Origin of the sequence: Psittacicella gerlachiana (assembly GCF_003585965.1) — a bacterium.
In the GTDB taxonomy this organism is placed as follows: domain Bacteria; phylum Pseudomonadota; class Gammaproteobacteria; order Enterobacterales; family Psittacicellaceae; genus Psittacicella; species Psittacicella gerlachiana.
Genome location: NZ_NRJF01000010.1, coordinates 1 through 12,172 on the forward strand (window position 1 = coordinate 1; position 12,172 = coordinate 12,172).

Annotated in this window: 7 protein-coding genes; 4 read left to right on the forward strand and 3 right to left on the reverse strand. The window is 35.1% G+C overall.

The window, feature by feature from the left end:
• Positions 1-653: 653 nt before the first annotated feature.
• A complete protein-coding gene (locus CKF59_RS00325) occupies positions 654-2,126 on the reverse strand; it encodes a TrkH family potassium uptake protein (protein WP_119533996.1) in 1,473 nt (490 codons plus the stop codon).
• Positions 2,127-2,135: 9 nt separating this feature from the next.
• Positions 2,136-3,515: a Trk system potassium transporter TrkA gene (trkA, locus tag CKF59_RS00330; RefSeq protein ID WP_119533997.1), complete on the reverse strand. Its 1,380-nt coding sequence runs from the start codon at positions 3,513-3,515 to the stop codon at positions 2,136-2,138.
• Positions 3,516-3,633: 118 nt separating this feature from the next.
• Here trkA and CKF59_RS00335 point away from each other — a divergent pair, with 118 nt between their 5' ends.
• From CKF59_RS00335 to CKF59_RS00345, 3 genes are all read left to right on the forward strand, one after another.
• Positions 3,634-4,212: a phosphatidylglycerophosphatase A family protein gene (locus CKF59_RS00335; protein ID WP_222985431.1), complete on the forward strand. Its 579-nt coding sequence runs from the start codon at positions 3,634-3,636 to the stop codon at positions 4,210-4,212.
• A 512-nt stretch (positions 4,213-4,724) separates the two neighbouring features.
• Positions 4,725-6,689 carry a subtype B tannase gene (locus CKF59_RS00340; RefSeq protein WP_147397087.1) on the forward strand — a complete coding sequence of 655 codons (1,965 nt, stop codon included), beginning with the start codon at positions 4,725-4,727 and terminating at the stop codon, positions 6,687-6,689.
• A gap of 995 nt (positions 6,690-7,684) precedes the next feature.
• Positions 7,685-8,596, forward strand: a complete 912-nt coding sequence (locus CKF59_RS00345; protein WP_119534000.1) for a LysR family transcriptional regulator — start codon at positions 7,685-7,687, stop codon at positions 8,594-8,596.
• 227 nt (positions 8,597-8,823) lie between these two features.
• Here CKF59_RS00345 and CKF59_RS00350 read toward each other — a convergent pair whose 3' ends face one another.
• Entirely contained in the window at positions 8,824-9,969 is a 1,146-nt protein-coding gene (locus tag CKF59_RS00350; RefSeq protein ID WP_119534001.1) for an iron-containing alcohol dehydrogenase, read from the reverse strand.
• Between the two features lie 489 nt (positions 9,970-10,458).
• On the opposite strand from CKF59_RS00350, the gene CKF59_RS00355 reads away from it, so the two are divergent.
• A complete protein-coding gene (locus CKF59_RS00355; protein WP_119534002.1) occupies positions 10,459-11,466 on the forward strand; it encodes an AAA family ATPase in 1,008 nt (335 codons plus the stop codon).
• Positions 11,467-12,172: the final 706 nt, after the last annotated feature.

Sequence of the window (12,172 nt, forward strand, 5' to 3'; positions counted from 1 at the left end):
TAATTACAAACTATAGAAACTAGCCAAATATGTCCTCATATTTGGTTTTTCTTTTATATAATCCTATAAGCTATAGCTTTGATTATTAGCCTTTTTTACTTGGCTTTGCTAGGTATATAAGGTCTATTTTCATTTACATCTTTTTGTGATAAAGAAGCTATAGCTTACTTTTTTCTTAACTTTTTCTTAGCTTCTTCCTTTTTTCCTTTTCTTACCTCTCCTTTCCTTATTTGACCAAAAAACTATCTAATTTTCCTCTTTCTCTATAAATTATGTAATTTATTGTGATAATTTGTCAGAATTAGCTCACCACTTTGCTTATAACTTCATGATTACAATTTCTTTCTCTCTCATTCTTACTATTTCTCAATACTTGGCTATTACTATTTACCCACACTTAGCTGTTACTTTTCTTACGCTTAGTTAATACTATTTCTTACGCTTAATGAGTGTTACTTTTTCCTTTCTCAATGTCTCCTTGGTTATTTCTTTTTTCTGCTCGTCTCTCTTGATACTGCTTACTCTTTCACTCTTTGTCTAACAAGAATTACCTAGCCACTCAAATTTGTGCAGATAAAAATAGGGTAACTCTAAGAGTCACCCTTAAATAAAATTTACTTGCTTGTAATTAGTAAACGACTGAATACTGCTTTTTAATAACGCCAGAACTTAGGTAACAAGAGTACCAACATGGTTGAACATTCTAAACGTCCTAATAGCATAATAAAGCCACTAATTACCTTTTGCAGATCAGTTTGTCCATCAAAGTTACCACTAGCCGATACTGGTCCGGTAAAGTTCACTCCGGTGTTAGAGATAGTGGTAATTACTGAAGAAATTGCCTGATTTAGATCTAAACCCGTAAAAGCCAAAATTAAAATTGACCAACAAGCAGTCATAAAATACAGACAAATAAAGAACATTACGCCTTTAAAGTCCTCATTGGTTACCACTTGCCCGTTATAAACAATAATTGAATTGGCATTTGAGTGAATACTCTTTTGCAATTGTTGGTGGACAAATAATTGAATAATATTAAAACGGAAGATTTTTAAGCCTCCAGACGTCGACCCCGAACAACCACCAAGCATCCCCATCATGCCAATTAGACCTACGGCAGCAGCTCCCCAAAGATAAAAATTTGAGACCGTAAATCCAGTATTACTGGAGACATTTATTAAATTAGCTAAACTTTCCCAATAGAGAAAAATCAAACTATGCTGATACTGCTCACCAGCTTCTGTTCCTGTCCAAGAGAAAAAGCGATCTAAAGTAATAAAAAATGCCACGATTACCAAGAGAAAAAGATACATTAAGATTTGCTGATCTTTAAAAATTCTCAATGGCGAACGCCCACGAATATTTAACACCAATACTTGGAAAGGTAAAGCCGAGAGAAGCATAAAAATAATCCCCGGCCAGTAAGTGGTGATTAAACCCGTAAAAGGCTCGGCACTTGGGGTAAAGCCTCCCGTAGATACAGTAGTTAAAGCATACAGAATGGCATTCATTTTACTCATGCCACAAAGCCAATAAGCAAAAATACAAGCAAAGGTCAGGAATAAGTAATAAATAAAAATCGCAAAAGCTAAATCTCGATAATGAGCAAAGGATTTTTCCTCACTATCCGAAGACTCAGTTTTAAAGAGTTTCATTCCCCCTGTCCCTAAGTTAGGTAAAATGAGTACTCCTACGACAATAAATCCTACTCCTCCTAGCCATTGGGTAATTGAACGCCAAAATAACAGAGATATAGGTATACTTTGGAAATCAGTAATAATGGTCGATCCGGTAGTAGTTACCCCTGAACTCATCTCAAAAAAACTATCGGCAAAAGAGAAATTGGCAATCACTATATAAGGAAGCATACACACGAGAATGCAATAAATCCAAATTAAACTCGTAGTTAAAAATAAGTCAGGATTTCGTAATCTCGTAATCTCTTTTACTTTGATTTTGAATTTAAGTAAAATCCCAATAATGGTCATCACTACTATTTGCCGTAAGTACACGGCAGCTTGACCATCACTATAATAGAGCGAGACCAAGAGAGTAATAAACATGAGTCCGACAATCACATAGGTCAAATTTCCAAGAGCATAGCGTACAAATTTTAAGTTAAACATCAGCCTTCCTTAAATTTGATAAATAGGTTTAGCATGTAACTTAGTAAACGCCTGTAAGTCATCATTGCTATAACCTATACCAATAATTTGGTCCCCAGGATTTAATGGCGTTTGCCCACTTATTACCTTAAAACTCCCTTTACGGTATACCCCCAAAAACTTAATCCCTTGCGGTAATTTTAGTTGCTCGTAAGTACAAGCTACTTCTGAGTTTTTATGGGTAAAGTGTGAGCCCAGTTTCACCTCAAATACCTGAAATAAATTATTAGGTTCACGGAATACTCGCTCAAATGCGGTAATTTTCCCTTGAGCTCTTAGCTCTGTAGCTAAATCATTTTGCGGAGTATAAATAATATCTATTTCATCATTATGAATTAAAGATTTATTCATGGTTCTCCCTACTACCGCTAAAGCTCGTTTTGCTCCCATGCGTTTAGCCAATAACGCTGACATAATATTTACGTTATCTTGTCCCGTGGTAGCTACATAGATATCGGTACTATCGATTCTCTCTTCAAAAAGAAGATTTTCATCAGTACAGTCACCCTCAATTACTAAAACGTTGCTCAGTTCATTAACTAAACGATAAGCCTTGTCTTTATCTGCCTCAAAAAGTTTAATACTTGCTTTTGCACGTAAAAACTGAGCTAAGAAATAATTGGTACGACTACCTCCCGCCAACATAATCCGTTTAGGAGTAGGCAAGTTTTTTTGGAAATAGCTCATAGCTAACATCACATTATCAGGTTCGGCAAGGAGAACTACTTGATCTCCCGCATTAATAGTCGTATATTCATTGACTTGAATGGTAACCTGATTTCGAATAAGAGCGACAAGAGCTATATCCAGCTTGCGGAGTTCATTAACTGCTTGCGTTCCCACCTTGCCCACAAAGATCCCCCCATATTGGGCTTGGCAAGCAAAGAGAGCAAGCTTATTCTCACAAAAGTAATTAAAATACTCTGTTCCAGGATAACGAATAAGATTATATAAAGCTTTAGCCATAATTAAGGTTGGCTCAATAATATAATCTACGGGAAAAATATTTTGTTTAAACAGACGTTCACGTTGCTCTAAATAACGACGTTCACGTATACGAGCAATCTTAAATTCAACATTATAAAGTTCATGGGCAATTTTACATGCCAACATATTCACTTCATCGTCTTGCGTTGCTGCTACTAATAAATCTGCTGATTTAAGATCAGCTCTATCTAGCACCGCTAAGTCATTAGCATGGCCACAAATGGTGACTAGATCATATTTAGCCGCAATTAAAGCAAGACGACTAGCATCTAAGTCGACTACCACAATATCGCATTCATCTTCAATAAAGTTATCGATAATTGCAGTCCCTACTTTACCTGCTCCTAAAATAACAATCTTCATACACTTATCTTTAAATAACTTTCTAGATTTAGTTCATTATATTATACCCTGTCCCCACTGAGATCACTAAGTCTTGTGGTACAATATGCTTTTAGGTTTTGTGATTGTGAATCCGATTATGTTTAGATTTTCTCTTTTTAAAGAATATGATGCTTGGGGCAAGTTTTACCTGTTTATTGCTACCTTTGCCACTTCAGGACTCTTAAAACCTGCACCAGGTACTTGGGGATCGCTGGCAGCTGCTGTAGTTTCATGGCTCTTATATGCCTATACCCAACCTGCTTGGTGGAATAATCAATTTCTCTGGACTCTAGGACTATTTTTTCTTGGTTGGTTTGCTTCCTATCAACTAAAAAAACGTGATGGACGTGTTGATCCAGGCTATATTGTGATCGATGAAGCTGCTGGCATCTTTATGGTGAACTTTGCCTTATTTAGTTTTGTAGGTAATGATCCTTATTGGCTACAAGCAAGTTGGCTCTTAAGTCTCTTTGGCTTTGTACTCTTTAGAGTGTTTGATATTTGCAAACCTGGAGTAATTGGTTGGTTTGATCGTAAATTTAAAACGACCTTTGCTCTCATGTTTGATGATATTCTTGCAGGCTTTGCAGCAGCCTTTACCGGCGTAGTAATCCTCTTTGCCCTCCGCTTTTTTGGCTGGGATCTTGCCCTCTTGCAAGCTTTACAACTTATCTAAGCTCACAGACATAAAGGACGCCTTTATGTCTGTTTCATTTTTTATCGCAAAATCTTAGGATCAATAAACCTCTCATTCCCAAGCCCTTTATTAAAAAATTCACACTTGCTTACAAAAGACACTTCTGATTAACTTAAAGTTACTTCTCTCCTATCCTAGACTAGGTAAATAATACCTACCTTAACTTGAATTTTAATTTCATATTCTTGCTCAAGGTAGTCTCTAATAATGCAAAATTTTTTTAACCTCAATCACCTTACTAAAAATTTTTAGAAAAATTTAGAAAAATTTTCTCAGCTTAAACTCCCGAATCTCTCATTATTTTTCACTCCCTAAACACTTATTAATCTCCCTCTGCGCTTGGCTATTTCCTTGATTTTTTCTAATTTAATTAATATAACTCTAGTAAGAAAATCATCACAACCTTTTAAAGGCAAAGGGGGATCCCTTAGCCTCAATAATAAAATCATAAACTAAAAACAACACATATAAATTAATTTAAGAAAATTACTATGACAATGAAGAAAAAATTCATGGCTTTAACTTCAGCAGCAGTATTAGCTTCAACTTTAAGTGTTAATACTTTTGCTCAAACCGAAACTAGCCAAAACCAAACTAATACTCAACAAACTAATCAAAGTAAACAACAGCAAAGTGCAACTGCACCAGCAACTGCCAATACTTTTAGTGGCAACTATAGCCTTAAATTCGATCCTAATGCCAACTATACCTTACAAGCAATCCAAGTAAGAGGTAAAGTTATTATCGTTCGTGCTTACGAAAATGTAGTGTATGTAGCTCACCCTCAAGATCCAACTTATGAGTCAATGAACATCTACATTCCGCAAGCTTATTTCTACGGACAAACAATAAATGGTTATACAGTAGATACAGCTCCTATATTTATGCCAAATGCTATAGGTGGTTATATGCCAGCTAAAGCTATGGAATTAGGGGGGATGAAAGTTAACACTACGGATCCAAGTGAAGTTAACTTCCCACCACCGGCAAAAGATAAAGAGCGAGCAAAAGGAGATAACAGACAAGCTCCAGCTAAAGATGGTCAACAACCTCCTGCTCCACCAAAAGCTCAAGACGGACAACAACCACCAGCACCACCTAAAGATGGTCAGCAACCTCCGGCAGCACAAGGTGATAAACCAATGGCTCAAGGTCAACGTGGTCACATGCCACCTCCTCCACGTGGAGAACGTGATAACGACCGTTCAGCAGCGATGAAAGAAGCTCTTGCTAAAGGAATGATTGTGGTATCTCCAGGAGCTCGTGGTCGTACCCTCCAAGCACAAGACGGTAGCTACTATGGTAAAGCTCCAGCTGCAATTGTTGACTTAAAAGCAGCTGTACGTTACTTACATGCTAACGACAAAGCTATGCCAGGAGATGCAAACAAAATTATTGCAAATGGTACTTCTGCAGGAGCAGCTTTAAGTGTGTTATTAGGGGCTACAGGTAATCAAAGTGCTTATGAACCTTACCTTAAACAATTAGGAGCTGCTCAAGCTTCAGATGCTATTTACGCCGTAAGTGCTTATGCTCCAATTACTAATCTTGACCATGCTGATGCAGCTTATGAGTGGTTATTTAATGGGGTAAACAACTATAAAGCAATTAGTGTTAACATGCTAGATTACAATGTACAAAGAAGTTACACTACTGGTACTTTAAGTAAAGAACAACAAGAAGTATCTGCGCAATTAAAAGCTTTATTCCCTGAGTATGTAAATAGCCTCAACCTCAAAGATGCAAACGGAGCGAATTTAACTTTAGATAGCAAAGGTAATGGTAACTTTAAGCAATATGTTGCGAATAAACTTAAAGAATCTGCACAACATGCTTATGACGCAGATCCACAACGCTTCCATGCAGCTGATTACCCTTGGTTAACTTTAAAAGGTGGTAAAGTAACCCAAGTTGACCTCGATAAATATGCACAATGGGTAGAACGTCAAAAAACTCCTCCAGCATTTGATGCTCTAGATCTTTCAGCAGGTGAAAATAACCTCTTTGGGAATGCGACTACGAATAATCAGCACTTTACGGAGTATGCTTATAAGCACTCAAGCGTAAACGCAACTATGGCTGATCCGGAAATCGTAAAAATGATGAATCCTATGTACTATATAGATTCATCAAATAAACCAGGTGTTGCGGAATACTGGAGAATCCGTCAAGGTGCTAAGGATAAAGATACTTCTCTAGCAATTCCTTCAATCCTTGCTCTAAAATTAGAGAATAATGGTTATGATGTAAACTTCCAATTTGCTTGGAATCAACCTCACTCAGGTGATTATGATTTACCACAGCTCTTTGCTTGGATCGAGAACATCACCAAACCAACCGAGTTACAGACAGCTCCAACTAAGGACAAGCCTGAAGCTCGCAGACCTCGAGCACCAGAACCAAGACCAACAGCGTCTACCAATCCTACGCAAAATGCTCCTCAAAGCAATGACTAATTTCTCTGCTCGAGAAACATAAAAAAGCGTGAGAGTCACTTTACGGTGACTTTCACGCTTTTTTTGTTAGCTTCGAATCAGACAGATAAAAACTTAAAAACAAAGAAGAAGCAAAAATATTGAAGCAACATATAGAAAAATGAGAAAGCAAAGTAAAGCTTTCCTATTTTTTAATCAACTAATTCTTCTCAACTAAATTTTGCTTATCTAAAAATTAAAAACCGTTAATTTTAGCGAAAAAAGCACACTCCTTATAAGGAAATCTTTTAACTTTTATTTTAAAAATCAAAACTTTGAAAAAACTAGACTAAGTTTTAGCTATAAAAATATACCAACTTGTGATAAAAAATGATAATATAATGACAACTTTTTACAATAAAGTGTAATTAGTTATTCATCTGGTATTATTTTCTTTACTTAATTAACTAATAACCTTTATCTCCTAATCCTCATCGCAAGCAAAGTGATAACTTTTTCTCCTGAATAAAATCACTTGATGGCAAACAGCTTGTGGAGCATTAGAAAGATCTCACATGTATTGGTTAAATAAGATCAACGCTAAAGAAAATAATTGCTCATGTTGGTATATATTTTTTCTTTCTGTTATCCAAGATAACTTAAGTTATAGGTTTTTTTATCTTATACTACTTGAAAACGCAAGTTAACAGAAATAATTTAAACTGTTATTATCACCTCCCTGCTCTAGGGAGGTTTATCCTTATTGTTTTTACCATTCACCCCATTTTACAAATTACTCTTTCTTAGAAAACTTTTATTTTCCTGTTCTCTCTTACAATTTGTTTCTTTTCTTTAATCTTGATTGTTCTCCAATCTTGATTTTGCCTCCTAATCTCTTTGTTTTCCGGACTTAAATATTTACGCTAAACTTGAAGTAATGCTTTGCTCTCCTCGAGAAGAAACACAAAGCTAGCTAGAAACATAATATAATAAGAAAAAATTAACCTAACTATTACGCAAACTCTTGTCAAAAAATTATGTCAACCCAAAACTTTACCGAATTAAATCATTTCTTGGTAGTAGCTGAATATCAAAGTTTTGCTCAGGCAGCAGATAAAGTTGGAGTTTCGGCTTCTGCAATTAGCCACTCAATTAAAAGACTAGAAGAAAAACTAGGAATTCGTCTCTTTAATCGTACGACTCGTTCGGTTACTCTCACCGAGGCGGGAATGCAATTACGCAATGAACTCGATCCTTTATTTAAATCTATCGATGATCGGATTGAGTCTCTCACCGAATATTTAAGTGAACCTAAAGGAACAATTAAAATCAATGTTGCTGTAGATGTTGCAGAAATTATTATCTATCCTCGACTCAAGCAACTCTTGCTCGATAACCCTAAAATCAAACTTGATATTTCTATTGATAATAGCTTTGTCGATATTATTAGTGAAGGTTATGATCTCGGGGTAAGAATTGGTAGTGACTTAGGTGAAGGTTTTGTTGCCATCCAAGTAAGTGGACCAATAAAAATGGGACTCTTTGCTTCTAAAGCATATATTTCCAAGCATTCAATGCCAAAAAGTATAGAAGATCTAAAAAATCATCACACCATTGGCGTAAAACTTGATAGTAAACGCAATGAAATGAATTGGGAGTTCTTAGTAGATGGTAAAATCAAAACTTTTACTCCTAATTCACGCCTTATCTCTTCAGTAAATAAAGAAATTTTTAATAGTGCGATTAAAGATGGTTTAGGGATTGGTTATACCGTTTATAATTCTATGAGCAAAGAACTTGCAAGTGGTGAAGTTATAGAAATTTTACCAGAGTACAGTATGGTGTATGATCCTTTATTCCTTTACTACCCAAGTCGCAAAGGAAATACTCGAGCATTTAAGATGATTATTGAAGCCTTACGCTATCAAGAAGATGAAGAATTTTATTAAAATTTAACCACTTCTTCCTTAAAACTCCATAGCTTTGTGCTATAATCGATGACAACTGGTAACTAAATAAGGTTTTTTCTTGTCCGAGAAAAAAATTCTAGGCAGTTATTTTATTTCAAATATTAGAAGTATAATTTTTAAATCCCATTCTCTTTGAGAATGGGATTTATTTTATTATTCAATATCCAAAAGTTGCTTAATTAACAAGCATACCTCTAGAGAGATTACTATTTAGCATAAGCAAAAATTTCTCGAATTACGGCTGGAGTATAAATCTCATTTAAGCCCCAACTATAAGTATCTCTTTCTAAAGTCTTAAAAATTTGCTCTAAAGTAGCTTCATCAATACCAGCCTGACTTAAACTGGTTGGTGTACCTATTTGTTCATACCAAGCTTTAAGAGATTCAATGCCTGCTATAGCTGTTTGCTCACCAAAAATCTCTCTAGCAAAACGAGTAAATGCTTCAGGATTTTGTTTATGATACCATTGCATCCATGCAGGTAAAACTATAGATAAACCTGCTCCATGAGGAATATCGGTCACCGCACTCATTGCATGCTCGAGCATATGATTCGGATAACTAAAGCCCTCAATTCCTACTAAAGTTGAACCATTTAACGCTAAAGTAGCTGCCCAAGCAAACTCGCCACGAGCTTGAGTATTATTGGGTTCGGCTAGTAAAGTATTAGTGGTGCGGATTACGGTTTTAATATTAGCTTCGACTAAGAGATTCACTAGTTCCGGACGCTCTTTTGCAGTAAAATAAGCTTCAAGTGAATGCGTAATAATATCAGAAGCAGAATAAACTAAGTATTCCTTGCTTACGGTATTTTGAAGTTCAGGGTTGATTACTGACACTTTTGGGAATAATAGAGAATGATGAATAAAGAATTTTTCAGCAGTTTCTTCCTTAGTAATCACTGCTCCTGGATTCATTTCTGATCCTGAAGCCGCTAAAGTCATAATACTAAAGATAGGTAAAGCAGCTTTAATCTCCGTTCCTGAGAATAAATCCCATACCTCTCCTTGATATAAGCTTCCGGCAGCTATAGCTTTAGCAGTATCTAGTACCGAACCCCCACCTATAGCTAAGACTCCATCTACTTGTGCTTGACGAGCAAGCTCAATTCCCTCTTTTACTTTACTTAATACCGGATTAGACTTAACTCCACCTAACTCCACAAAAGCAATGCCTTGAACTTCGAGACTATGAGCTACACGAGCAAAAAGACCATTAGTTTTAATACGTTCTGAACCATAGACAATTAAAACTTTTTTGAGAGCAAACTCGTTAATATAATCTCCAATGCGTTCTTCTTTACTAGCTCCAAACTCAATACGAGTAGGGTTTACAAAAGTAAAATCTTTCATCTTATTTCCTGTTGTTACTACAGTTGCCTGTATGGTTTGTGTTTATGTTCAATCTATTTACGCTAAGCCTGACCTTAAAGAGGTACTACTGTTTCTTTTTTTAAAAAGAGCTTGGGTTTATAGATTAGCAACTTCTTATTAGCGATTACATAAATTTGTTGTTTCTTGGCTAAATTATAAGCTAGGAATCCTCATTGATAAACTAGCCTAGCATTAAAACAGTGTTGAAGGAAATTCACAAGTAAACTAAGCAAACAGAAATCAAAGATAGAGGGGAGAGACGAATTAAAGTTAGATATAGTAAAAATCGGATTAATAAAAATAGATTTATCGACAAAAATTCTTTAATATGGTAGTATATAATTAACAACCGCAAGAACTTTCTGCAACCGATTTTTTTCTATGCTCAACTCAAGGTTTACCCTTGAAATGAGAGAAATACAGGCTAAAACTCACCTGTAATAAAAAATATACATTAAGGTTATTATCATGAAAAATTACTATCTATACGAAGATTTAGGTCGTAAAGATAAATTAAAGCTCATAAACTATTTCTTCCAAGAAGTAAAAGCTAATGCTAATGTAATTTTACCTAAAACCCACCAAGACGATGTACCTCGTTTAGCAAAATATCTTGCTCGTCCTACAGGGATTCATAAAATCCTCCTTACAGGTACAGCCGGTAGTGGTAAATCTGCAATTGTTAAATTAATTGCCGCTCAAGCTCAAAAAAGATTAGTAAAAGTTGATGTAACCGCTCTAATCTCTTTTGACTCTTTCTCTTTTGTTGATGATAATCTTACCCCTGTAGTTAATGATCACGAAAGCAATCTCAAAATTGCTTTAAATGGTTCACTTACTAAATCCATTAAACTCCTCTTTAAGTTAATGCAAGAGCCTGAGTTTGCTAACTCTATTGTTTTCTTCGATGATATGGACTATTTACTAGTTGAAGATAGCAAAAACAAGCATGCTCTGCTTGCTTTAATTAACGGAATTAACGATCTTCCGGAAACTGTAGCATTTATCGGAACAGAGACCTCATATAAAGTTGAGGAAAACGAAGTTTATCCTCTTCCTTACTCTTTACGCCATGCTTTCCAAGACTCTTTAGTTGTTCGTGGAGAATTTACCGAAGAAAGTCTCTTTGACTATAGCCTCAAATGTGTAAACGAACTGGCAAGTAAAGAGATCTATGCTCAAGCAAAAGTAGATCAAGATCTCCTCTATAAAGTGTTACAACTTAAACACAATAGTGAGATTCCATCGAAATTAAAAATTGTCTTACAAAAAGCTTTTGCTCTCAGTGATTTACAAGCTAATCCTTATGATTATCTCGGAAAACTCTATGAGCTTCTCTATGGTAAAAAATTAGCTCCACATGTTGAAGAACGTGATGATTTTGAATTTAGAACTTATGATGAACTCTATTTGAGCAACAATCCTCAAGCTCAATTAAGTCGTGAAGAAATTCAAAAAATCCTTGGTCATAATTAAACTACTTTTCTTCAATATAATCCCATAATCAAAAGACTCTTTGCTTTCCGGCAAAGAGTCTTTTTTGGCTTATTATTCCATGGCATAACCCCCAATTTAGATAAAGAAAGAACCATATATCGCAAGATATATGGTTAAATGTTTGTTTACCCTTTAATTACCTAACGGGAACGAAAAACAAAGTTCTAAAAAAGTTGCTTAGAACTTTAGACTTCAAACCGGAGTTTAAGTCTTGACCTAAGTCTTAGGTCATAAGACCGCTTTTCTTTTAAAGCAAAAATGGGGTAATGTGCTTCTTTAAAAGAAAAGAATCTCGAGGTTGATTCTTATGAATCAACAAGCTTCAATAATTTATCTTGGAGTTTTTTTGCAACTTTGTTCAAAAAAATAAACCTAACCATTGAGGTTGGCAGATCATGATAAATTATTTAAAGCAATTAGAGTGATTTTTTCTTTATGAGAAATTACTTTCTCAATTCTGTAAGGCTAGGAAAATACATAGCTCAAAATTTAGAGTTTTACAATTAACTATATAAGTCATTAACCATAAACGTCACGATCAAAAACTTACTAAATCTATAGAGATCTAATGTAACAGCTTTTTCCGTAGCTAAAGGATAAAGATTTTCTTTTTTCTTATCCCTATATAAAAACTAGTGAGACTTAAGTTAAGCCTGTAATTAAATATAATGTTTAAACTATAGTA

What these genes read in the sequence shown, in the direction of transcription:
- CKF59_RS00325 (WP_119533996.1), bottom strand. Translation starts at nt 2,126, where the DNA reads ATGTTTAACTTAAAATTTGTACGCTATGCTCTTGGAAATTTGACCTAT.
- trkA (WP_119533997.1), bottom strand. Translation starts at nt 3,515, where the DNA reads ATGAAGATTGTTATTTTAGGAGCAGGTAAAGTAGGGACTGCAATTATC.
- CKF59_RS00335 (WP_222985431.1), top strand. Translation starts at nt 3,634, where the DNA reads ATGTTTAGATTTTCTCTTTTTAAAGAATATGATGCTTGGGGCAAGTTT.
- CKF59_RS00340 (WP_147397087.1), top strand. Translation starts at nt 4,725, where the DNA reads ATGACAATGAAGAAAAAATTCATGGCTTTAACTTCAGCAGCAGTATTA.
- CKF59_RS00345 (WP_119534000.1), top strand. Translation starts at nt 7,685, where the DNA reads ATGTCAACCCAAAACTTTACCGAATTAAATCATTTCTTGGTAGTAGCT.
- CKF59_RS00350 (WP_119534001.1), bottom strand. Translation starts at nt 9,969, where the DNA reads ATGAAAGATTTTACTTTTGTAAACCCTACTCGTATTGAGTTTGGAGCT.
- CKF59_RS00355 (WP_119534002.1), top strand. Translation starts at nt 10,459, where the DNA reads ATGAAAAATTACTATCTATACGAAGATTTAGGTCGTAAAGATAAATTA.